Origin of the sequence: Nostoc sp. (assembly GCF_036916975.1) — a bacterium.
GTDB lineage: Bacteria > Cyanobacteriota > Cyanobacteriia > Cyanobacteriales > Nostocaceae > Nostoc.
The window spans coordinates 51,673-76,328 of record NZ_JBALFF010000014.1; the positions used below are offsets into that span (position 1 = coordinate 51,673).

Genomic DNA, 24,656 nt, shown 5'->3' on the forward strand with positions numbered 1-24,656 from the left:
CCTCTGCTTTGAACTTCTCTTTAGGACTTAGAGGTTGAATCAACAAGTCTAATTTATTACTCGCCCAGGCGATTAGAAATCGCGGCTACACAGACAAAACCCACGGAGGTGGGTTTCAAACCTTGATTTTGTTTTAGTCTGCGGAGGCGGACAATGCTAGTGTAGTAGCGAATTATATTCGCCCAAAACTTGTTCATTCATCCTCTTAGGCACTTTACAAATTAACCATGATTTTTTACCAAAATAGGTCGTTTCAGGCTTTGATTCATTATTACTTTGATGGGAAATAGATCCGAGTTGTAGGGTTTAGCAATGCTAAACCCCTACAATAGATTTGGTGTTTTCTGTCAATACGTAAGTCCTACTCCTATGGCCGCCGCTACGCAAACGGTGATTTTGAATTGAATTCTAGGGTAATGTCGCTTCAGAAATACTCAGAGTGCTTTTAGGGTCAGGTTTCGGGGACTGGTTTGCTGCAATCTGCTGTATTTCCCCAGTGGTGTTGTCGTGTGTCTCGCTGTTTAGGCTCCCAGGACGGAGGGCGCTTAAAGCAGTCTTAATCACAACAGCTGTAGGTACTGCCACAATTACACCCAACAGTCCGCCAATCCTTGCCCCTGTCAAGACTGAAATTAAAATCCAAACTGGATTTAAACCAGTAAAGCTGCCTAAAATTCGGGGGGCAATTAAGTTTTCGAGAATTTGCTGTACAATTACTGCCGCTATCAAGACTCTCACACCCATTGAAAAATCTTGCAGCGCTACCAATAGTGTAGTCAGGGCGATACCTACAGAACCGCCAAAGGGGACGAGAGCCATCAAACCAATAGTTAGGCCAAATAGTAGACCAAATGGCACTTTCAGCCACAAAAAGGTAGGAATCAGGGCTGATGCCATACAGGTAGATAAAATTAGCTGGGTGATAAAGAAATTTTGGAAGCTCAGGCGGACTGTTTTAGAAAAAGGATCGCGAAATTTAGAGGGTAACCATTCTACTAAACTTTCCCAGAGTTCACCTCCATGCTGTAAAAGGTAGAAAGTCAAAACCATCGTCAAAAGAATATCTAGCAGACTAGTAACTGTAACTACCGCCAGATTTAAAACTTGTCCAGCGATCGCTTGTAATTGTCCCTTGACGCGATCGTTGATTTGCACTACCAGAGCATCAAGGTTAATCGGTAAACCATAAGTCTCAGCTTTTTCGTTTAATATCATTAACTGAGAGCGTCCAGAGTCAATCAACTCTGGTAAACGAGCCACCAGTTGTTGAGCTTGGGTAAGGGCCAACGGAAAAAGTGTCACACCCAAGGCTAATAAAATCGATAAAGCCAAGAGAAATACTAAAATAGCGACTTGCTCTCGCCTAGCACCATGATGCTCCATCCAACTCACGGGGTAGTTGAGCAGAAATGCTAGCACTGAGGCTCCGACTAAAATGACTATGAGAGAATGGAAATAATTAAAAAATACCGAAAGGGCCCAACCATTAAGAACTAGTAGCGGCAGGAATAACGCGATCGCGCCGATTCGCGCTATTGGTGTAAATGTTTGCCACCAGTCGAGTAGCTTGCGTGTCTGCATTTTAAGCTGATTGCTGGATAGAACTAAATAAAATCTTTCTTTACAGATTATTATCTCTAACTATATGAGTCTTATTCATCCTTCTAGTTTAGGAGTTAGGCTAACCCAAATGGAAAATTTTGAACCGAAAGAGAATGGGGAGTGCGGGAATGAGGGGGATGAGGGGACAAGAATAACCCATGCCCCATGCCCAGTACCCAAAACACAGTTGCTTTTACATTTGATTCCAATCATCGGCTTTTTTCCGTCGTTGTGGACTCTCTATCGGGGCAAAGGGAGCCGGGAACAACTTGTAATTAGCCGTATGTCTATTACTTTGGCGCTTACTTGGCTGTTGGGATATCTATTATTATCTACCGGAGCAGCAACTTCAGATTTTTTTTGGCTACGTCTTTTTATCCTGAATAGCTTTCTCACGTCGGGTTACTTTTTAGTAAGTTTCTGGTTGATTTTGCGTCTAATACAGGGAAAATCTGGGCGTTTGCCAGGGTTTACTACCTTAGCCGAACGAGTAGTTGGAAAGTACTTATCTTAATTTTTTCAGGTGATAAATTTTCAGTAGTTTTACCTATTTGCTAAAAAATTACTGTTGATTTATCTATATATCTAGTCAAATCCAGTTTATTATTGCCATACTTCAGTAAAACATCTCTAGGTTGGCCCAAAAGAAGGAAAAATGCTGCTATAAGTGTTGTGGTTGACACTACATTAAAAAAATTAGCACTGATAATTAAGAGTTAGTTATTATGGGTTGATTTGTTTAGATGTTTTTAGTTTGCAAATTTATCGAATTTGATTATTGAGTAAGTGTGAGGAAGTCTGTGACCATTCAAAGAAGTTCGGCGGAAGAAAACCAGTCGGGAAAAGCCTCAAAGTCCAGTAAAAGAATTCCCTCCCATAACTCGAAATCCGGGCGTTGGCTATGGTTTTGGGTAGGGATGAGTGGGATTGCAATGGTATCAGCAACCGCAGGGGCGCTTTTGGCGGTGTCCTTAACCAGTACGCCTTTGCAACAATCCCAGCTAAGTCCACAGGATGAGGCGGCCTTTGATGGCGATCGCATTTCTGGAGGTGTGCTACGATTTTCCGAATTAACCCGCCCAGTAAATCTTTTAGTTTTGGGGATGAGCGTACTTCCCCCGGATATCCAAAACCCTCCCCCAGAAACGAAAAACCTCAAATACCAGCCCCAGCTAAACTCCTTTGAAGGTCTCTCGGATGTGATGCTCTTGCTCAAATTTGATCCAGAGACGAAAAAAATAATTATGCTCTCCATTCCCAGAGATACCCGCACAGAAATAGAGGGGTATGGGGTGAAAAAAATTAATGCTGCCAATGTTGACGGTGGGCCAGCTTTAACTGCCAGAACCGTCAGTAATCTCTTAGGTGGCGCGGGAATTGATCGCTATATCCGAATTAACGTTTTGGGAGTTGCCAAGCTAATCGATGCTTTGGGTGGCGTAACAGTTTATGTCCCCAAAAATATGAAGTATCAAGATGATTCTCAGCATTTATACATCAATTTGAAGGCAGGTAAGCAGCATCTCAATGGCGATCAGGCTCTGCAATTGCTGCGGTTTCGCCATGACGAACTCGGAGATATTGGTCGGATTCAACGGCAGCAAATGGTCATTCGTGCCTTGATGGATCAAACACTCAACCCAGCTACTGTAACTCAATTACCTAAAGTTCTAGATGTAGTTAAAGACCACATTGATACCAACTTGACGGTTGAAGAGTTAGTGGCGCTAATGGGTTTTGGGGTGCGAACAAATCGCTCTAATATGCAAATGTTAATGCTGCCAGGTCGCTTTAGCGAGAAGAATGAGTTTGATGCTAGCTATTGGTTGCCCAATAAAGATGGTATTGCTAAACTGATGGCTCAACACTTTGGTTTGGACTCAGAACAGCAACAGCAGGGAACTGCTACTGACCCGCACGCTTTGCGTGTAGCAATTCAAGATAGTACAGGTGGCGATCGCTCTAATATCCGACCGTTAATTAGAGCTTTAGAAAAATCTGGATATCGCAACATTTATGTAGCCAAGGCATGGGGTGAACCTCTAGAGGTGACTCATATTGTCGCCCAGCAAGGAGATAGTGACAGTGCCGAATCAATTCGTAACACTTTGGGTTTTGGCGAAGTGCGTGTCGAAAGTACTGGCAACCTTGGCTCAGATGTCAGTATCCAAGTAGGTCAGGATTGGTTACAACAAAAATCTATTTTGGAGAAGTCGCTGACCAAATAATTCACAATTCGTAATGATGCTCTCTACGAGACGCTACGCCAACGAAGCTTATATTCTGAAAATAAGGATACGTAAGAGCTTCTCTCGATCTAAACCTGTACCTGTAGTCAAAGATTTGACAATGACAAACAAAGAATAGAGATTGCCTGAACCTCAGCAGCAAATGTAGATTGATCAATTATGCCTGTTTCCTACGATCTAAATCTAGTAGCCCTTTCGGTTATAATCGCCATTCTCTCCGCTTATACAGCTGTGGATCTAACAGAACGAATCGCAACGGCTAAAGGGTGGTCTTGGATTGGTTGGTTGATTGGTGGTGCAAGTTCCTTTGGAATTGGTATCTGGTCGATGCATTTTGTTGGTATGTTGGCGTTTCATCTAACCGTACCAATCAGTTATGACTTTTTGATTGTTTTAGTTTCTGTGTTACCTGCAATTTTGTCGTCAGGGTTTGCCCTATGGATTGCTAGCCGCAAAATGCTTCAGATTCCTAACCTGATAGGTGCAAGCCTGGGAATGGGGATGGGCATCACTACCATGCACTATACAGGCATGGCTGCAATGCAACTACCAGCGATCGCTCATTACGATTTTCGATTGGTAACACTTTCTGCTGCAATTGCAGTGATGGTATCACTAGTTGCTCTGTGGTTAACGAACTATTTGCATAATCAAGCAACAGTCATTTGGTGGCAGAAAATTGGTGCAGCAGTATTAATGGGGATAGCCGTACCGATGATGCACTATACAGGCATGGCTGCGGTTTGTTTTAGTCAAATGGAATCATTTTCTGGGGAGTTTACTGCACCCAACACGACTTGGCTCTCGTCGCTGATTAGTGCTGTGACATTTTCTATTTTAGGTTTGGCACTGGTGATTTCTTCTGAAACAAAAGTTATTGATCGGACAAAAGAGCTTTCCTTGGCTTTGAAGCAGCTTCAGCAATCCCAACTTCAACTCATTCAAACTGAGAAAATGTCAAGTCTAGGTCAACTTATCGCCGGAGTTGCTCATGAGATCAATAATCCAGTCAACTTTATTTATGGCAATTTGCACTATGTGCAAGAAAATAGCCAAAATTTGCTGGAACTTGTGCAGCTTTACCAAAATTACCATCCTGACTCAGGATCTCAAATTAAAGCAAGGGTGAACGAAATCGACTTGGAGTTTATGCAAGAAGATTTACCCAAAGTTCTCGACTCCATGAAGCTCGGAACTGATCGCATTCTTGAGATTGTGCGATCGCTTCGCAATTTCTCACGATTGAATGAAGCCGAAGACAAGGCAGTAGATATTCACGATGGAATTGACAGTACGTTGTTGATTTTGCAACACCGCCTCAAGGGTAATGGGGATCGTCCCACTATTGAAGTTATTAAGACTTATGGAGTATTGCCAGAAGTAAACTGTTATCTAGGTCATCTGAATCAAGTATTTATGAACATTTTGGCAAACGCAATTGATGCCCTTGATGAAGCCATAACAGAAGGCAAAATCAGCAATCAAATTCCTCAAATTAAAATTGCAACAGAAATAAATTCTAAAGATTGGGTTGTAATTAGGATTACTGACAATGGAATTGGTATTCCTGATCGCCTCAAACGACGGTTGTTTGAGCCTTTATTTACTACAAAAACTATTGGCAAAGGCACTGGGCTTGGCTTGTCAATAGCGCATGAAATTGTGGTAAAAAAACACAATGGCACATTAGAAGTGAATTCTCAAGAAGGTATCGGAACGGAGTTTAGAATAGCAATTCCAATGAAAAGTAAGTAAATCGGCGGGAAAATTTATAAGTGTGTAACGAAAATTTAACTAAACTGATTAGAGTTAAATTTCAAGTGAATTTACTACCTGATTGAGTTCTTGGAGTTTAGCTGCTACTGCACCATTGGTTAATAATTCTTCTGCCTTAGCTAAACCCTCTGGCATATTTGGACAAATACCACTCCGCCATAGGTAAAATCCGCCATTCCACAAGGCTGTTTGCATTAGTTCACCTGGTTCACCTGCCAAAACCTTCTGCATATCCGCCACTAGTTCTTCAGTTGTTCCAAGGGGTACGTTCTTGGTAGTAAAGCCGTAATCACGCGGTACGAGGTGCAGTCGTTCTACCTCTTGGGATGCTACGGATGAAGACAAGCTGATAATTGCAGTGCGATCGCGCGGTAAATCACAACTACCTTCTAATCCTTTTACGAATGTAAATTTTGTTACTCCCCGCAGCCCCAAAGCTATCTGAAACATTCCTTCTGTCGGCGGATGCACAAACCCAGCAATTACGTGAGCATCCCCAGCATAAGGACACCAGATTAGCTCCATTGTGGCCAATGGCGGACGCTTGCCAAGTTGGTCGCGGTACTCCCAAATACTTGTAGTTAAGGGAAAATGCTGAGGTAAATAAATAAAGCCGATTCCCGTTTGCTCAAACACTTGCTGAGTTTTTGCTAGTGGTAAAACAGTCCAATCGACTCCTAAACCCTGCCAAATATCTATTAGAGGTAAGCCGTATTTAGTTGGGAGGCGATCGCCACCATGCATTACCACTGGCTGTCCAACTGTGGCGAGTAGTAAAGCTGTCACCGGACTAATTGGTGCTGTGCGCGTTCTGCCATCATAAGGGATACCAAGAGCGATCGCTGGTCGCCCAGAAACGATTGGTTGCAGTTTTGGTCCCAGTTCATCATAAGCATCCAACATTCCCGCTAACTCTTCCCCTGTAGGACGTTTGATTCGATGAGCAATCAAAAACGCTCCGATTTGGGCTGGTGTAGCTTCACCCAGCAGCATCATTTTAGTGGCGGTGGCTGCTTGGGCGCGAGTTAAATTCTCGCTTGTGTGATTTCCGCTACCTACTTTTTGCAGTAATTCCCGAAATGCATTGCTCATTTGTCCAAAGTCTAATTGTCTACTGTCATTTGTCCATTGTCCTTTGTCCTTTGTCCACTGTCATTTGTCCACTGTCCTTTGTGAATAACCGAAAATGACTATAGCGGTTCTGACTTCGCTGCAATACAGTCTGAACTTCAGGTTTATTCCTGGGAATGAGCGTAACAAAGCAGAAGGCACACTCCGATACTGTAGCCGTAATAGGGCGTACAAATCTTTGTGTGCCTTGTTTTTGTTAAAGGTTTTGTTCTCTATAGCCCAATAAAAATAAGTACCTGGACAAAATTAATTACATATTAGTTATTTATCAATCCTTTGCCAGTCAAGGATTTAAGTCCAAATTTTTGTGTAATTAATTTTGTCCGATTACTTATCTCTTCCCTATTTTCTACTACTATTTGGCATCAGGTGCGGGTGAACCCGGTACGTATTTGACTTGTTCGATCGCACCAGTGTATTTAAAGACCCCATATTTTTTGTAGAGATCCCATGAGACGGGGCTACGGGCATCTTTACCGATGTCCAATCCTTCATAGGGAAAGCTACTAAACGTTAGCCCCAGCTTACCTGCCGCGACTTGCTGCCCGTTGACAAAGAGTGTTCCAGACCCTTGGCGCTTGCCCAGTGCATCGTAATTCAAATCGATGTTAAGTTGACCTGGCTGTAGCAAGACTGCGGGAAATTTAATCGACTGACCATAGTTATTGTGTTCGTAGAACAGCTTGCCATCCTCAATATAGAAGATATAACCAACTTCCTGTCCACCGTGGGCAAGAATCACGCCGCGATCGCCTGCTTTATACTGAGCCTTTACCTGGATGGTATAATCGCGATCGCTCACCAAGGGCAAAATGTCCGGTTCCAGTACCAAGTCACCTGCATGGAATGTCTTCGATTTCACTTTATCCTTGATATAAGGTGGCACTCCTCCATGTTGTGGGGATTCTAACAGGGGATAAACTTGATACTTGAATGCCGCAGCATCAAAGGCTGCTGCGAGTTCTTTGACTTTCTCTGGATAGTGGTTCGCCACATTGTTGCTTTCGGAGTAATCTTTGTTAAGGTTGTACAACTGCCACTCGGAGTCACTAAATGGTTTCCCCGTCTCATGTTCGGTGACAGCATACCAACCATCTTTGTAATACCCTCTATTGCCTGCATTCTCATAATATTGTTCAGTTCTTTGAGAGGGCGTATTGGCATCATTCAAGAGATAGGCAAAGCTGGTACCTTCTAGAGGTTTTGTCGGTTTGCCATTAAACCTGTCGGGATGCTTGATGCCTGTCAATTCTAGAAGGGTAGGTGTAATGTCTGTGATGTGCGTAAATTGTGTCCTGGTAGCACCTAAATCTTTGATTTTTGCTGGATAGGAAACAATCAAGGGATTCCGTCTACCGCCCCCAAGGGTAAAGAACTTGTACCGCTTCAGGGGTGTATTAGAAACGGTTGCCCAGCCAATAGGATAGTGAGGCGCAGTCTGAGGACTACCTATCAACTTGAACCGACTGATATCCAGGGCTTTATCGTCTGGTAAACCAGAGTAATGTCGAGCTACATTCGTCGTCCCATCTGTCCCGCCTTCTCCAGAACCCCCATTATCTGAAGCAACAATGATAATTGTGTTCTTGAGTTGCCCAGTGGACTCTAGATATTGATAGAGTTTGCCAAAGTTTTGATCCAAGTTATCAACGAAGGCTGCATAGGCTTCCTGATAACGAGCAAATAGCTTTTTATCTTCAGCCGATAGTGTAGCCCAAGCTTTAACCCCTGGATTTTGCGGTGGTAGTTGAGTGTCGGCAGGAATTAGCTTTGATGCAAGTTGCTTCTGGTAGCGTTCCTGGCGTAGCACATCCCAGCCTGCATCATACTTGCCTTGGTATTTGGCAAGGTCTGCTGGATGAATATTAAACGGTGAATGAACAGCATTGTTGGCAAAATACAAGAAAAATGGCTTGTTTGGAGACTTAGTTTTTGCTTCTTTGAGCAATGCGATCGCTTTTTCTGTCCAGTAATCAGTAGTGAGGAAATTCTCAGGATAGCGATCAACTGAAATAGGTGTATTGTCTTCGTAGAGAATATGGGGTTTCTGGGGATGTTCCAATCCATCTAAGAAACCAAAGAAATGTTCAAACCCGCGTTGTAACGGCCAGGAATTTAATGAAGCGGTGGCGGTGCGATCGTAAGTCTGAGTCAAATGCCACTTACCGGTCAGCAGGGTAGAATAGCCATTGCTACGGAAAATTTCTGCCAGAGTTACGACATTGCTCTGAATTTCACCCGCATAACCGGGAAAACCAGGGTTTCCCTCAGCAACCCAACCGACACCCGCAGAATGGGCATTTAATCCCGTCAATAAAGATGCTCGTGTGGGAGAACAAAGCTGATGCGTTGTGAAGTTGCTAAATCGTAGTCCGTTAGCTGCCAATCTATCAATATTTGGTGTACTGATTTCTGAACCGTAGGGGCCTAAATCCGAAAAGCCCAGATCGTCAATTAGGAAAACAAGAATGTTGGGGGACTGTTTTGGTGCTGTGGTGGTGGAGGATGAAGTGAGAGATTTGTCGGCTAAAACTGATGGGGGCTGTGGAGTCCACGAGGGTGTTGATTCTGCCAAAGTTCTGCCAATTTTGCCTTTAAATCCAGCGTAAGCTTGCGTACTTGCATTACCTGCCAAGGGAGCAGGATTCTGGGCTAAACTGCTGGCGATCGTTGTGCCAGTAACCAGCAAGATGCTAAACACAACTAGCGCTAACCAAGCAGTTGGTGAAACAAGTTTTTGCTTGACTTTTTGAATAAATGATAGATTCCGTTTTCTGTTCAACAGACCTGCCTCCTTTATGAGCAGAAGGTTTATAGTACAAATAAATGCAAATATTGTACTATAAATCTATCGAATTATCGTAGTATTAGATGAATCAAAAGCATGATACCGCTGTACTAGCAGCAGTAATGACCAGAAATAAAAAGGTACAGAGCAATTAAAATAATTCGTAATTCGTAATAGAGCCTCCGGCACGCTGCGCGGTTTTGATGCCCAAAGGGCTGTACGTAATTCGTAATTACGTTTTGTGACGTTCGCGGAGCGTCTCGTAGAGAAGAGTGCTGTTGTGGGGTGGGCAGGAAAGCCCGCCCAATATATGCAAGTTTATTTGTGGAACAGCTTACTAATGTTCGTCATTTAGTTGTTAGGCACTTTGCGCGGTTGCATCGCGCCCTCAATTGTTCCAGTTGCATAAATCCTGTTGTGCCAGTTGCCTAAGTCCTGAATTTGCAGTGGGATATTTTCGCGCACGAGTTGCCAAAAGTGTTTGATGGGGGGAATTTGCAGCCGGTCTTGAGTTGTTACCATTACTACCCGACGAGTCAAACTGCAACCATCTGCTAAACCACTAGTACTATTGCTGACTAAGGAACGAATCGCTAGGGTAGGGTCAAGACGTGCTTCTAATAATGCTGATTGAGGTAGCAAAGCGATCAGTTCTCCTTGGCGCACTACTCCCCGGAAGGCATCTAGGGTATTTACCTCTAAAGCCGCTTGGAGTGTGGCTTCCATTTGCTCAAATTTATCTTGTATTAAGCGTTGCATCCCATAACCATCTTTAAAAACCACTTGAGGATAACGAATTAGCTCCGACCAAGGGATGAATTCATATTCGGCTAGGGGATGATTGGCTGCGGTTAAAACTTCTATCGGTTCATCATAAAGTACTTCTACCACCATTTCTCTACCTGTGGTTAAAAAGCGATTATTCATCACAATTGCTAAATCTACTAATCCATCTTTGAGGACTTTCAGGGCGCGATCGCTTCCCAATGAAGTCACCCGCAATTGCACATCTGGATAATCATGACAAAATTTTTGTAACACTGGAGGTAAGTAAGATCCGCATATTGAGTGAATCCCGGCAATGCAAAGTTCTGGCTGCTTACCGACGATTAAATTAGCTAATTCTTCTGTAGCTGTCTGCCATTCTTGGCAAATTTTGCGGGCGCGGGGTAGTAAACATTCACCTCCCAGTGTCAATTTTGCCTGACTAGTTCTGTGAAACAGTTCTATACCCAAATCTGCTTCTAATGCTTGGATTTGGCGACTAATCGTCGATTGGGTAACACCAGATGTTCGCGCTGCTTGTTGAAAGCTGCCGGTTTGTGCGATCGTTAGAAAAGCCTGTAACTGTTCTAGGCGCATTTTTATGTAGCCTGAATTACATTTATCGGTTTCATTAAGTTAAGGGATTTTTAATCGCAATTTGGTAGGGTTTGTTACAAGCCTATAATCGCGCTATTTTAAGAAAATTTACCACTCAGCCAAAGCGATCGCTATTCCTTGTTGCAAATCTGATGTAAGTTCGGGGTTATTTGCTAATTGCTGCAATTGTTGATGTGCGGCTTCCCTATCCAAATTTTTTAGTGCCGCGATCGCATGTAGTCTCACCGATGCATTTTTGTCAGCTAGCAGCGAAATCAATGGTTCAATAGCTTGCATTTTGCCTAACTGCCCTAAAGATAAAGCGATCGCACAATTGACACTGGTAATTTCTCTGGCTGGATGTTGCGTGAGCGTTGGCGTTGCCTCTCGTAGAGAAGCTCGGCGTTCGCGTAGCGTTCCGCAGGAAAGGCATCGCAGTATTTGCAATAATATTTCTGTGGCTTGTGTAGTTTGCGGCTTTTGCACTCGCCCCAAAACTGTAACAATTTCTTGCCAAAGTGTCTCTGAAGTGCTTTGATTAAATACCATTTGCAAATATTCCAAACTGGATGGTGTCGCCACCCAAACCAAAGCGCGGATGCTTTCTAATTGCAGTGGTAGTGGTGTATGGGGTGATATTAGCAGCTTAAATAATTGTTGGGCTGCCCGATCGCAACCCATCCGAGAAAGGGAAACTACGGCTGCACAACAAACATCAAGATTAAAGTCGTAAAGCTTGGGTTGCAGTCTCGTTACCAAATCTAAGGCTTCGCGTAAGTCGGGGCGAAAACCTAAACCAAGCACTGCTGCACGCCTAACGGTGGCGGCGATATCATTTAAAGCATTTAACAATACTGCTGGTACACGTTCGTCATGAAAACTGCTGAGGGCTTCAATTGCAGCCGTGCGGATTGCTGCTTGTGGATCTTGCACTACACTCAATAGCGGTGTGATGGTTTCTGGTTGCCGAATATAGTCAAGCGATCGCACGGCTAAAAGCCGTGTATCTTCATCTGCTAAAAGTTCAGTTAGTGAAGTAATCGCAACAGTACCCATTTGCCCCAGTGCTGTAACTGCGATCGCTTTGAGTTCTTCATCCTCATCGGTTTTCAACAATTCAACTAAGGGTGCGATCGCTTCTGGGTGCTGAAATTCGCCTAAAGTTCGTGCTGCATACCAGCGTAATTCTTCCTCTGCATCTTCGTCTTCTAATATCTCAATCAGTGGAAATATGGCAATATTTCCCAAGCGAGTAAACACCTTGGTGATTTCCCAGCGTTGCTGAAAATCTCCCATCTCTAACATTGAAAGTGTTAATTTCAGCAGATATTCTCGATTTTTAATTATCTCTGGATGTTCCGAATCTGTTTCTAAGATTAATTGTTGTAAATCTTGAATTAGTGATGACCAATCACCTGCATCGTATGCTTTTTGGGCTTCCACTAAAAGCTGGTTGATATTACTCACCATACCCTGAATTGTGAATTATATGAATACAACGAAAGCACAAAATCGTAAATAAATCGCTGTTTTCCCTCACCCCCAGCCCCTCTCCCAAAAATGGGAGAGGGGAGAGATAATTCTAGTTCTCCGAATCTCAAAGGATGGGATTCGGGGTTAGGGGATGAGGGCTATCAAGGTTTTTGCACCTGACGGGATACTCCCCTGTTTTCCTTTGCCCTTGTTCTATTTCACTTTAATAATAATACAAATACACTGGTAGGGGCTTGTCTTTGCCATGCCCTTACGATAGATATAAATCTATAATATGTATCAGGATTTTAGGGAATTGGTATTACTCTACTTTTTAGTACATTATTACACCAATGTTATCAGATCGTAGTGAGGATTTTAGTTCTGATTTAAGCACTAAAGTGCATACTACGAATTACGAATTACGTACAGCCCTTTGGGCATCAAAACCGCGCAGCGTGCCGGAGGCTCTATTACGAATTACGAATTATTTTAGCTTGACTTGACTACAACTGAATTACCCTCAATTTTGACGGCATAAGTTTTAAGCGCTTCTGTGGCTGGGCCTTTTTGCACTTTACCGTCAATGCCAAATTCTGAATTATGACAAGGACAGACGAATTTTTTTGTCTCAGCTTTCCATCCCACTGTGCAACCTGCGTGAGTACAGGTAGGGTTAACAGCTGTCAGATTTGCGCCTTTAGATGTACCGACTACCAACACAGGCCCAGCAGGTGAGTTTTTCGCCAGCAATTGACCAGTTTTATCTAATTCTGCCGATGTACCTATTGTTTCCCAATTCTTAGATACTGGAGTTGTTTGAGAAGAACAAGCTGCGATCGCTACAGGTAGAGAACTCGCTATCCCACTCAAACCTACCCAATTAATAAAATCACGACGTTTCATAGCTGCTGAAATAATAAACCACGTCTATCTTGAAACCTGTAGTTCAACTGTTTTCAAAAGGATTTGCCCTCATCCCCCAACCTATCCTTTATATATATAGGACTTACGCAAAATGACCAAAAAACGAACCGCAGAGGCGCAGAGAAGCCAGTGCGTTGGGCGGGTTCCCCGACTTGTTCGCGCAGCGTCTCCCCTTGGGAGAAGCAACTGGCGCGACACAGAGGAATAAGAGTTTGAGAGAGTTTTTGCGTAAGTCCTGATATAGTCCAAGAAAAGCCAGAATTTCAAACTCCCTCTCAAGCATTTGGGAGAGGGCTTTAAGGAGAGGGTGAAAACTACGGTTCTCAACTTAGATAAACCTTATCTAAGTTTTAGCTAACATCTGCCGCTCAATTTTGGATTCAGAATTGATTTATGGCAATCTAAAATCCCTTCGAGCATTTCAAATACCGATCGTTGAGGAGTTTGCGTGGGACATTGGCTGCCTTTTATGCAAAAAATGCATATTCTTTATCCGTTTTAAGCAATATTACCAAAAAACCGTAGCCATTTATACGATTTTAACAGAAATCTGGCTTTAAGTTATAAGTATCGAAATTGTTACATGAACATTATCTAAACGTGCTTGACAAATTTTCAAGATGTAAATGGCAACAAGTTTTCCTTAACTAATTACGGATTTGGAGTTTCGGTTTCAATGCTCTCAAGTAAAAATAATCAACCGTAAGCAAATATTAAGTTTTTATTCCCTAACCCTTGTAGATACAACACCTGATGGAACTACGGGTTGATTGATATTAGGCAATTATCAACATATTCAGTAATTTAAACGAGAGTCAGCCTGATGACAGACACAGCAACTACCACTACTAGCCTCAACAAATTCGAGAAATTCAAGGCTCAAAAAGATGGACTGGCTATCAAGGATGAGATAGAGAAATTTGCTGCCTTGGGGTGGGAAGCGATGGACGAAACCGATCGCGATCATCGACTTAAATGGGTGGGTGTGTTTTTTCGCCCAGTTACCCCAGGTAAGTTTATGATGCGGTTGCGGATGCCTAACGGTATTCTCAGCAGCAGTCAAATGCGGGTTTTAGCCCAAGTGGTACAGCGTTACGGAGATGATGGTTGCGCTGATATTACTACGAGGCAGAATATCCAATTACGGGGGATTAGAATTGAAGATTTACCAGATATCTTTAATAGATTTCACGCAGTTGGTTTAACCACTATCCAGTCAGGGATGGATAACGTTCGCAATATCACAGGCGATCCGGTGGCGGGGTTGGATGCAGATGAGTTGTATGACACACGAGAGTTGGTACAGCAAATTCAAGATATGCTCACCAACAAAGGCGAAGGGAACCCAGAGTTTAGCAATTTACCACGGAAGTTTAATATTGCGATCGCAGGTGGAAGAGACAATTCAGTTCATGCTGAAATTAACGATTTAGCTTTTGTTCCAGCATTTAACGAAGCAGGGGAGCAGGGGAGCAGGGGAGCAGAGGAGCAAAATTTCCCCTCTAAAATTTTCGGCTTCAACATCCTAGTCGGTGGCTTTTTCTCAGCTAAACGTTGTGAAGCGGCGATTCCTCTGAATGCTTGGGTACTTCCTGAAGATGTGGTAGCTGTATGTAGAGCGGTTTTGGAAGTCTTTCGTGATCATGGCCCGCGTGCTAATCGGCAAAAATCCCGCTTGATGTGGCTAATTGATGAATGGGGTGTAGAAAAGTTTCGAGCAGAAGTAGAAAGCCGTTTGGGTAAATCATTATTACCCGCAGCAGCAAAAGACGAAATCGACTGGGAAAAACGCGACCACATCGGGGTATATAAACAAAAACAGCCAGGATTAAATTACGTAGGCTTAAATATTCCCGTCGGTCGGCTGTATGCCGAAGATATGTTTGAAATTGCCTGTCTAGCTGAAGTTTATGGCAGTGGCGAAATCCGTTTCACAGTTGAGCAAAACATCGTTATCCCCAACATTTCTGACTCGCGTTTAGCAACATTTTTAACATATCCATTGCTAGAAAGGTTTTCTATTGATCCAGGTTTGCTGACGCGATCGCTAGTATCCTGCACAGGCGCACAATTTTGCAACTTTGCCCTCATCGAAACCAAAAACCGCGCCCTGGCAATGATAAAAGCCTTAGAAGAAGATTTAACCTTCACCAATCCAGTCCGAATTCACTGGACAGGTTGCCCCAACTCTTGCGGACAGCCTCAAGTTGCAGACATTGGCTTGATGGGAACCAAAACTCGCAAAAATGGCAAAACCTTAGAAGGCGTTGACATATATATGGGTGGCAAAGTTGGCAAAGACGCTCATTTAGGAACTTGCGTCACTAAAGGCATACCATGCGAAGACTTGCAGCCAGTATTACAAGATTTGCTCATTAAACATTTTGGGGCAAAACTCAAGCAAGAAGCCCTACTAGTTAGTAACTAAACTGGGCAAAACTCATACTTCAATCTTAAAGGCTCAACTTTCGAGTTCAAAGCCTCATCTTGCTGTACCTCTTCTCCGTATTTTATTCAATTAGAAAGGTTAGAATGCTTAAAAACTTATTTTCATTTAGCGATCGCTACCGCATCTTACATCAGACTTGGTTTGCCTTTTTTCTCACCTTTGTTTGTTGGTTTAACTTTGCACCCTTTGCTACAACCATTGGCAGAGAACTACATTTAGCACCAGAGCAAATTAAAACTTTAGGCATCTGTAACCTTGCTCTGACAATTCCCGCCCGGTTAATTATTGGGATGCTTCTGGATCGTTTTGGCCCCAGAATCACCTACTCAATGCTGCTGATGTTTGCGGTAGTTCCTTGTTTAGCGACGGCGCTAGCGCAAGATTTTAATCAACTAGTCATCAGTCGTTTGCTGATGGGAATTGTCGGATCTGGGTTTGTTGTGGGTATCCGCATGGTGGCGGAATGGTTTCAGCCCAAGGAGATGGGAATTGCTCAAGGTATTTATGGCGGTTGGGGTAACTTTGGGGCTTTTGGCGCAGAGTTTGCCTTACCGATGATTGCAGTTGGTACTAGCTTTTTGGCTGGTGGTGCTTCTAACTGGCGATTTGCGATCGCACTTACAGGGATTATTACAGCTATTTACGGCGTAATTTATTACAACAACGTCCAAGATACGCCCCCAGGCAAAGTTTACAAGAAACCTAAGAAAAATGGTTCTCTAGAAGTCACCAGTATTAAAAGCTTCTGGGCGATGATAGTCTCGAATTTTGGTTTGATTTTCGCTCTAGGTTTATTAGCTTGGCGCTTAGAACAAAAGAAGATTCACTTTTTGACTTTGAGCCAAATGTATCTGACTTGGTTCGTATTAGCAGGATTATTTGCTTTCCAAAGTTATAAAGCTTGGCAGGTAAACCGAGAAATTCTAACTGGTAAAAAAACTTACGCTCCATCTGAACGCTTTCAATTTGGTCAAGTAGCTTTACTCGAATTCACTTACATAACTAGCTTTGGCAGCGAATTAGCAGTTGTTTCGATGCTGCCGGCATTCTTTGAAAAAACTTTTGCTTTAGAGCATGTTATAGCTGGGATGATTGCTGCTAGCTATCCATTCTTAAATTTGTTTTCTCGTCCCAGTGGTGGCTTAATTTCTGATAAATTTAGCTCACGTAAATGGACAATGACAATTATCAGTGCCGGCATTGGTGTTAGTTATTTGATTGCACATTTTATTAATAGTAGCTGGCCAATTCCGCTAGCGATCGCAGTTACAATGTTGGCTGCCTACTTTGCCCAAGCTGGCTGCGGTGCAACCTACAGCATCGTACCTCTAATTAAAAAAGAAGCCACGGGACAAATTGCTGGTAATGTGGGAGCTTACGGTAATTTTGGCGGCGTAGTTTACCTAACAATTTTTAGCTTAACCGACGCTCCAACACTGTTTTCCACAATGGGAATAGCTGCTTTAGTCTGTGCTTTCATGTGCGCCTTCTTCCTCAAAGAACCAAAAGGTTCCTTTGCCGCCGCTTATGAAAATCAAGCATCAGAAACCCCAGCACCTATTTTGTTAACTGAAGAATAATTAACTCAACGATGAAATCGGAAACTCACTATAGCAATCTTTGCAGTAAGTAGGTAGACAAAATAAAACCAAACTATGTAACGAAAAGTAAAATCTCTGTATTTGGCTCGTAGTTGCGCTTTAGCGCATCCGGATAAAGATGCGCTAAAGCGCAACTACGAGCTTGTGATGATTATTTGCGCCCACTTACTTAAACAAAAAGATCCCCGACTTCTTGAAGAAGTCGGGGATATGAGCCTCTCAGTGATTACTACAAACCCTCAAACAGTTGCTAAATCTGAGGTTGCACAATCAAAATAACAAAATGGTACAACTGCCATGAGTGAATTTACCAAAACCCTTTGTCCTTACTGTGGTGTCGGCTGTGGTTTAGAAGTTTCACCCCCAGCCCAACTTGGCAAAGCAACTAATCGAGATAGTCAAGGAAATCCAACTTGGCGGGTGCGCGGTGATAAAGCCCATCCATCTAGTCAAGGAATGGTTTGTGTCAAAGGCGCAACGATCGCAGAATCTTTAGATAAAAATAGATTACATTACCCAATGGTGCGAGACTCTTTAGATCAAGAGTTTCACCGCGTTAGTTGGGATGAAGCTTTTAATATTATCACGCAGCGCATTCAAACAGTACGCTCCGCCCAAGGGACAGAAGCCTTATGTATGTATGGTTCTGGCCAGTTTCAAACTGAAGATTATTACATCGCCCAAAAACTGATGAAAGGCTGTCTGGGTAGTAATAATTTTGATGCCAACTCTCGCTTATGTATGTCTAGTGCAGTGGCTGGCTACATTCAAAGCTTTGGCTCAGATGGGCCGCCCTGTTGTTACGATGACTTGGAGTTAACTGACTGTGCATTTTTAATTGGTACTAATACAGCCGAATGTCACCCCATCGTTTTCAATCGGCTGGAAAAGTATCACAAAAAGAACCGCAAAGTCAAAATGATTGTGGTTGATCCCCGGCGCACGCCAACCGCAGAAGCAGCTGATTTACATTTAGCGATTCGTCCCGGTACAGATATCGACTTGTTAAACGGCATCGCTCACTTGTTGATGCGCTGGAACTATATTGATCCGATGTTCATGGACGAGTGTACCAGTAACTTTCCGGCTTATGCTGAAGTAATTCGCCACTATCCCCCAGAAATAGTAGCTCGTCAATGTGGAATCAGCATTGAAGATTTAGAAACAGCAGCTCGCTATTGGGGTAAATCAGAGCGAGTATTGTCTTTGTGGTCAATGGGTGTAAATCAATCCTCAGAAGGGACGGCTAAGGTAAGAACTATCATTAACCTGCACCTGATGACTGGACAGATTGGCAAACCTGGGGCTGGCCCTTTTTCCCTCACCGGTCAACCAAACGCAATGGGAGGACGAGAAGCCGGAGGTTTGTCCCATTTATTACCGGGTTATCGGACGGTGAAAAATCCTCAGCACCGAGCAGAAGTTGAAGAGTTTTGGGGATTTCAGCCAGGACAGATTTCGCCAAATCCCGGTTTGACTGCTTGGGATATGATTACTGGTTTGGAAGATGGCGCTGTAGAGTTACTGTGGATTGCGGCTACCAACCCAGCTGTGAGTATGCCAGATTTGGAGCGGACGAAGAAGGCATTATTGCGATCGCCTTTCACTATCTACCAAGACGCATATTATCCCACAGAAACCTCTGCTTATGCTCATGTTCTGCTACCCGCAGCCCAGTGGGGTGAAAAAACTGGTGTGATGACAAACTCCGAACGGGTGATAACTTTATGTTCACAATTTCGCCAACCGCCAAGAGAAGCGAAAGCCGATTGGGAAATTTTCGCCGAAGTAGGACGGAGATTAGGTTTTGAGAAAGAGTTTGCCTTTGCTAACTCTGCTGAAGTTTATGCTGAGTTTGTCAAACTAACTAAAACTCGCCCCTGCGATATGACGGGTATCACTCACGCGCAACTACAATCAGAAGGCCCGACTCAATGGCCTCACCCAGAAAAAAGTGATGAGTTAAGAGTTAGGAGTTATGAATTAGAATCTTCAACTCCTAACTCCTCACTTCTAACTCCTAACTCCTCACTTCTAACTCCTAACTCCTCACTTCTAACTCCAAACTCCAAACGCCTTTACACTGATTTACGCTTCCACACCCCCGATGGACGCGCCCGATTTGGGGCATATTACTCAAAGGGATTGGCAGAACCACCAGACCCAGATTATCCTTTTGTGCTAACTAACGGACGACTTTACGGACACTGGCATACCCAGACGCGTACCGGGCGAATTGAAAAAATTTGTAAAATGCATCCCGAACCGTTTATCGAAATTCATCCCCGTGATGCTGCTAAATTAGGTATTGTAGATAATCAGTGTGTGGAAGTGCGATCGCGTCGCGGTAAAGCGAAGTTTCCTGCTAAAGTCACAAAAGCGATCGCGCCTGGTACAGTTTTTGTCCCCATGCACTGGGGTTCACTGTGGGCAGATAATGCTGAAGCCAACGCCCTCACCCATCCAGAATCTTGCCCCGATTCGCTCCAACCAGAATTAAAAGCCTGTGCTGTGCAGATGATACCAATCCCTGTAGAAACAGCCAAAAATAAAGGTTATCAAAAAATTGGGCTTAAAACCTAATCACCAATAGGTAATTTAGTCAATAATTAATAGCCAATAGTGATTATAATTTTTTATGGCTCTCTACTATTAACCCATACCAATTACCATATCTAAAGAGGCTAAATTTCTAGTAAGCAGAGGTTTTACTAGTTTCGAGTTAAGTTATGGGAAAGAATCAACATCAGATAGTAAGTGGGTCAAATTAAATATAAAACCTCACCCTGCCTCCGGCTTCCCTCTCCGATGATTTGGAGAGGGATTGAGGGTGAGGTTTGATGTTATGCTTAATTACGCCTACCTACATTATTACAAATCATCTTATTTTAATCCTCTAGATTTATCTATGGGATTTTCTTTTATTTAAAAATCGGGTGCAGCAGATGAAAAAGTTACTGAGGAAAATTGTAGGGGCTACCAAAGATGAGAACTTCATGCACATCATTGAAAACATAGAGGTGCTAGTTTCTAAGGTTCTATCTATTTTTATGGTGATCGTAATTTTGGTAGCGATCGCGGATTTGGGGGTATTTATTTTTAAAGAGTTATTTACAGCGCCTTATGCAAAGTTTTACACAACATTGTATAAAATTTTTGGGCTATTTTTAAATGTTTTAATTGCTTTAGAAATTTTAGAAAATATCACAGCATATTTACGAAAACACGTTTTTCAAGTTGAATTAGTTATTGTCACATCTTTAATTGCTGTTGCCAGAAAAATTATTATTCTTGACTTAGAAAAAGTTGGAGGTCTTGATATAATTGGTTTAGGAATTGCTATTCTCGCCCTGTCAATTAGTTATTTGATAATTCGTCTCAGTAATTCCAAAAATGCCAGTTAAAAATAAGAAAAAACCTCACCCTGCCTCCGGCTTCCCCCGACAATACTAAGGAGAGGGATTGAGGGTGAGGTTTTATATTTAATTTGACCCACTTACTTATTAAATTAGTCTCAACTTTTAGCAGACAATATATGGGAGCATCCCAATTTTGGCTTAAATCTTTTCCCTCACCCCCAGCCCCTCTCCCATTTTTGGGAGAGGGGAGAGATAATTCTAGTTCCCCAAATTCCAATGGGATTCGGGGTTAGGAGATGAGGGCAAACACAAAGTTTTTGCACCTGACGGGATGCTCCCCAATATATAGCAATTCGATTTTATTTATGAAAAGAAAAAATCTAGGTATATGTAGGGTGTGAAAGCGTTGCGTAATGCACCGTCCATTGATGGTTAAAAATCTTTAATTTTGAATACTTTCTTATGACAGATTTCTTTGAATTTGAAGCAGACTTTGTTGATTCTCTACGCTGCATCCCCATGCAGGTGCGTTGCAAATTAGATACTTGTGGCATCAAGCTAAAATTGTCTGATTGGAATCAAATGACTACAGCCGAGCGTCAAGCTTTAGTCGAATTACCTTGCACTACAGAAATAGAAATTCAGTCTTACCGCCAGCATATCCAGCAATTAATTTTACAACGCACGGGTATACCACCTACAAAATTGCCCATCGAGCCTCATCCCGCATGGCTAGATGCCACTGTACCACCTAGCCTCCAGGAAAAAGCTCAAGAAATAGGTGTAACCTTGACACCGCAACATTGGGCAGGTTTAACGCCCTTACAGCGTTTTGCCTTGATTAAACTCAGCCGCCCAGGACATGAAAATCAAAATTTTAAAAGAGCGATCGCAGAATTCCATCTGCTTTAATTAGTCAATAGTCATTAACACAACAAATGTGTAGGGTGCATTAAAGTTTGTTAACTTGCCTGACAATTCAGGTCATCTAGAAAACCTCACTTCTATTTCTCTCTTCCTTTAACGAGGAGCCACTTCGCCCTTCGGGCTTTGCCCAACAACCAAGCACGTAGCGTCAGACACTTTGAATTTTCCCCCTTAGAGCGACGAGTTGCGGGTTAGGGGGTTTTCCCCCAGCAAGAACAGCAATAACTGCCCCTTTTCCTCTTCATTGACTTTTGCCTTGCGGTACTAACTCATAAAAGACCACTGAAAATTATATATTTTTGGAATAGAACAAAATGCAATAAAAAATACTATTCTTTAATAAATTGCCGTGGGTTTTGCAGTTAGGATGTCTTGAGTACACAGCCGATACAATCTGATTTATCCGCCTAACAAGCCAGTTTCAGGATAAACTCAAGAGTAAATGGAATACTTATTTACGTTAAGTAAAACAATTTGAAATTTTGCTTCTATAAATTTAAATTTCTTAGCAGGAAGTGAAGCTATAGTGGATTTAGCAATGCTGCTGTTAATGTGGCTAAGGTTAGTCCTGCTGCAAAATTATGTTGAATAATAATTAGTTTAAAAACGCACTTCTTATCCATGACAGGCAAACACGCAAGACATAATGCATTTCTGCGGCTAGTGTCTGGTAATGGGGCAGCTTTTGGATCAGAATCCCGCTATTCCCTGCCCCCCAGTAAAGAGATGGTAATTGGACGCGACCCCAGCTGCCAAGTTGTGTTGGATGCCATGATGTACCGAATGGTATCTCGTCGTCATGCAGTGGTTCGTCCCCTCTCTCTATCGCCAGATAGCAAATTCAGCTGGGTGCTTTGTGATTTAAATAGTGCTAATGGCACTTATTTGAATGGACAACGCTTGTATGAATGTCAAGAATTGCACCCAGGCGATCGCATTTCTCTAGGTGCTGATGGCCCGCAATACGTTTTTGAGTACGAGTTTACCTCACTCACCCCCGCCACCACAGTTAACCAAGTTACACCATTACCTTCAGCGACAAATCACCACAGCCATACCCAATTAAAGCAACCAGATTCTGTTAGCTTCACCCAGCTTTTTCCGATTATTTCCACTGGTAAAGATTTAACTCGTAAAGCTTACCTTATACCGGGAGTACTGACTGTAATCTTTGTAGTGTTAATGTTTGCTACAGTCGGTCAGCCCCAAGCTAATCAAGTGATTGTAGCTACTTACATCGCCTTCGCTGCCTACTATTTTGTTTACCAACTTTGCGGTAAACAGAAGCCTTGGTGGGTACTAATGGCTGCGGCACTAGGTACAATGCTGATTTTGCTAAGTCCGCTGTTGGATTTATTTATCTTCGTATTTCGCACCGTCCTACCTGGAAATTTGCCCTCATCGCAAGAATCTACCACCTTTACAGAGTTGCTGGTGCGGATGTTTTTTGGCGCTGGCTTGATGGAGGAATTACTCAAGGCATTGCCTGTACTAGGGGCTTTTGCCATCGGGAGAATATTGTCTTCACCTTGGCGGGAACGCATAGGCATCTGGGAACCACTAGATGGTATTCTCCTGGGAACAGCTTCTGCTGTGGGCTTCACTCTTTTGGAAACTCTCGGACAATATGTGCCAGATATTACTCAAAATGTGACGCAACAGGTGGGTACAGGCGCTGCTGGTCAACTGGCGGGTTTGCAACTGCTAATTCCGCGAATTTTAGGCTCTGTAGCTGGACACATGGCTTATAGTGGCTATCTGGGTTATTTTATTGGGTTGGCTGTCCTCAAACCCAGTAGAAGTTGGCAAATTCTCTCTATTGGTTATCTTAGTGCTGCGGCGCTCCATGCTTTGTGGAATGCTACAGGATCAATCAATGCCTTGCTGTTGGTGGTTGTTGGGGTATTATCTTACGCCTTTTTGATGGCAGCAATTCTCAAGGCCCGGGCGCTATCACCGACGCGATCGCAAAATTTTGCTACCCGATTTCTTGGGCCAAAATAAGAGATGGGGCAGAAGAATTAATAATCAATGCCCAATTACTTTTGAATATTTATATCTTGGGATAGATGACCTAATGTTTTAATCAGCTTATTGTGAGGTTAGTTTAGGCTCACTATAGATAATAGACAAATAGTAAAAATTAGTGGATGCTTAAACTTGCAGCATAAATATCAACAGATAAATCTATCTGCACCAAAAATTTAAGTAGAAAAAAGAGACAGTTGATTCAACTTATGCTTCATATTCAGACTTGTTGAGTTGATTAAAAGCATAAGAAGCGATCGCTAAACTGACCTTTGCTTTCTCTACTTCGGATAAAGCTGTCCACTCGCTATTTTGAAGATTACTGAGTGCAGATGCCGCATTTTGCGATTCGGTGCAACGCATAGCATAAGCAAAAGGACGAGCCAAAACTAAAAGATCCTCTGTTCCCCAATTTGGTAGTACTGTCTGAACACACTCAACCAGTTGTTCACTAATTGATTGTTGAGCAGCAAGAATTTCAGCAGCTTTGGTGGCGATGGTGTTGAGCAATGCTTGGGGGACACAGGCAGCAAAAGTACTAGATAATGTTTGTTGAAGATTCAGCACTAATGCTTGTTGAGGATTGTGATCAGAGTCTGACGCTTGAGAGATGCCAGACCAAAGTGTGTCTAGATGGCTATAAAAATCTTGCGATCGCTTTGTCAGTTCTTCCTCAAGCAAATCTTGCATTCCAAAGTGTTGTTCTAATTCGTTAAAATAAGCTTCTGACTCTTCATCACCTGGATTGCACGGATAGATAGCATCGTCTGGTTCGAGTAAGGCTTCTAATAATTCTAAATTTACATTATATGGCAAAGAAGAGAAAGTATCTGAGCCGTTAATTTTATTAGCCATTTTTCATTACCTCACATATTACTTAGTGGTATTTACAGCTACAACTCCTCAGAAGAGATTTCCGCAAAAGCAGTTGGATTTTTCTACAAAAAAACAAATTTTAAAGATTGATGCTAAAGACTCAAATTT

17 protein-coding genes are annotated in these 24,656 nt (G+C 42.8%); 9 read left to right on the forward strand and 8 right to left on the reverse strand.

Annotation, left to right across the window (positions count from 1 at the left end; all coding sequences use genetic code 11):
* Positions 1 to 56 precede the first annotated feature (56 nt).
* Entirely contained in the window at positions 57 to 197 is a 141-nt protein-coding gene (locus V7K73_RS03060) for a hypothetical protein (RefSeq protein WP_334877019.1), read from the reverse strand.
* A gap of 211 nt (positions 198 to 408) precedes the next feature.
* On the reverse strand, positions 409 to 1,581 hold the full coding sequence (locus V7K73_RS03065; protein WP_334877021.1) for an AI-2E family transporter: 1,173 nt from the start codon (positions 1,579 to 1,581) through the stop codon (positions 409 to 411).
* Between the two features lie 109 nt (positions 1,582 to 1,690).
* On the opposite strand from V7K73_RS03065, the gene V7K73_RS03070 reads away from it, so the two are divergent.
* The 3 genes from V7K73_RS03070 (at position 1,691) to V7K73_RS03080 (ending at position 5,606) form a co-directional block, all read left to right on the forward strand.
* Positions 1,691 to 2,116: a hypothetical protein gene (locus tag V7K73_RS03070; protein WP_442936729.1), complete on the forward strand. Its 426-nt coding sequence runs from the start codon at positions 1,691 to 1,693 to the stop codon at positions 2,114 to 2,116.
* A 286-nt stretch (positions 2,117 to 2,402) separates the two neighbouring features.
* Positions 2,403 to 3,830 (forward strand): LCP family protein, encoded by a 1,428-nt coding sequence (locus tag V7K73_RS03075; RefSeq protein ID WP_334877025.1) that lies wholly within the window; start codon positions 2,403 to 2,405, stop codon positions 3,828 to 3,830.
* Between the two features lie 180 nt (positions 3,831 to 4,010).
* Complete coding sequence (locus V7K73_RS03080) at positions 4,011 to 5,606, forward strand: MHYT domain-containing protein (RefSeq protein WP_334877027.1); 1,596 nt, start codon at positions 4,011 to 4,013, stop codon at positions 5,604 to 5,606.
* 54 nt (positions 5,607 to 5,660) lie between these two features.
* Here the strand turns inward: V7K73_RS03080 and V7K73_RS03085 are convergent, their stop codons facing one another.
* From V7K73_RS03085 to V7K73_RS03105, 5 genes are all read right to left on the reverse strand, one after another.
* A complete protein-coding gene (locus V7K73_RS03085) occupies positions 5,661 to 6,719 on the reverse strand; it encodes an anthranilate phosphoribosyltransferase family protein (RefSeq protein ID WP_334877029.1) in 1,059 nt (352 codons plus the stop codon).
* Positions 6,720 to 7,113: 394 nt separating this feature from the next.
* The gene (locus tag V7K73_RS03090) at positions 7,114 to 9,540 is read right to left on the reverse strand and encodes an arylsulfatase (protein ID WP_334877031.1); all 2,427 of its coding nucleotides are present in this window, start codon (positions 9,538 to 9,540) and stop codon (positions 7,114 to 7,116) included.
* Positions 9,541 to 9,897: 357 nt separating this feature from the next.
* Positions 9,898 to 10,908, reverse strand: a complete 1,011-nt coding sequence (locus V7K73_RS03095; RefSeq protein WP_334877033.1) for a LysR family transcriptional regulator — start codon at positions 10,906 to 10,908, stop codon at positions 9,898 to 9,900.
* Positions 10,909 to 11,016: 108 nt separating this feature from the next.
* Positions 11,017 to 12,378, reverse strand: a complete 1,362-nt coding sequence (locus tag V7K73_RS03100) for a HEAT repeat domain-containing protein (protein WP_334877035.1) — start codon at positions 12,376 to 12,378, stop codon at positions 11,017 to 11,019.
* A 495-nt stretch (positions 12,379 to 12,873) separates the two neighbouring features.
* Positions 12,874 to 13,287 (reverse strand): QcrA and Rieske domain-containing protein, encoded by a 414-nt coding sequence (locus tag V7K73_RS03105; RefSeq protein WP_334877037.1) that lies wholly within the window; start codon positions 13,285 to 13,287, stop codon positions 12,874 to 12,876.
* 844 nt (positions 13,288 to 14,131) lie between these two features.
* On the opposite strand from V7K73_RS03105, the gene V7K73_RS03110 reads away from it, so the two are divergent.
* The 6 genes from V7K73_RS03110 (at position 14,132) to V7K73_RS03135 (ending at position 23,648) form a co-directional block, all read left to right on the forward strand.
* On the forward strand, positions 14,132 to 15,736 hold the full coding sequence (locus V7K73_RS03110) for a ferredoxin--nitrite reductase (protein ID WP_334877039.1): 1,605 nt from the start codon (positions 14,132 to 14,134) through the stop codon (positions 15,734 to 15,736).
* Positions 15,737 to 15,840: 104 nt separating this feature from the next.
* Positions 15,841 to 17,337, forward strand: coding sequence for a NarK family nitrate/nitrite MFS transporter (locus tag V7K73_RS03115; protein ID WP_334877041.1), 1,497 nt, complete (start codon positions 15,841 to 15,843; stop codon positions 17,335 to 17,337).
* A 318-nt stretch (positions 17,338 to 17,655) separates the two neighbouring features.
* On the forward strand, positions 17,656 to 19,941 hold the full coding sequence (locus V7K73_RS03120) for a molybdopterin oxidoreductase family protein (protein WP_334877043.1): 2,286 nt from the start codon (positions 17,656 to 17,658) through the stop codon (positions 19,939 to 19,941).
* A 362-nt stretch (positions 19,942 to 20,303) separates the two neighbouring features.
* Entirely contained in the window at positions 20,304 to 20,762 is a 459-nt protein-coding gene (locus tag V7K73_RS03125; protein WP_334877045.1) for a phosphate-starvation-inducible PsiE family protein, read from the forward strand.
* A 417-nt stretch (positions 20,763 to 21,179) separates the two neighbouring features.
* Positions 21,180 to 21,629 carry a nitrate reductase associated protein gene (locus V7K73_RS03130; RefSeq protein ID WP_334877047.1) on the forward strand — a complete coding sequence of 150 codons (450 nt, stop codon included), beginning with the start codon at positions 21,180 to 21,182 and terminating at the stop codon, positions 21,627 to 21,629.
* Between the two features lie 636 nt (positions 21,630 to 22,265).
* Positions 22,266 to 23,648: a PrsW family glutamic-type intramembrane protease gene (locus V7K73_RS03135; RefSeq protein WP_334877049.1), complete on the forward strand. Its 1,383-nt coding sequence runs from the start codon at positions 22,266 to 22,268 to the stop codon at positions 23,646 to 23,648.
* Between the two features lie 231 nt (positions 23,649 to 23,879).
* Here the strand turns inward: V7K73_RS03135 and V7K73_RS03140 are convergent, their stop codons facing one another.
* Complete coding sequence (locus tag V7K73_RS03140; RefSeq protein WP_334877051.1) at positions 23,880 to 24,527, reverse strand: hypothetical protein; 648 nt, start codon at positions 24,525 to 24,527, stop codon at positions 23,880 to 23,882.
* Positions 24,528 to 24,656 lie beyond the last annotated feature (129 nt).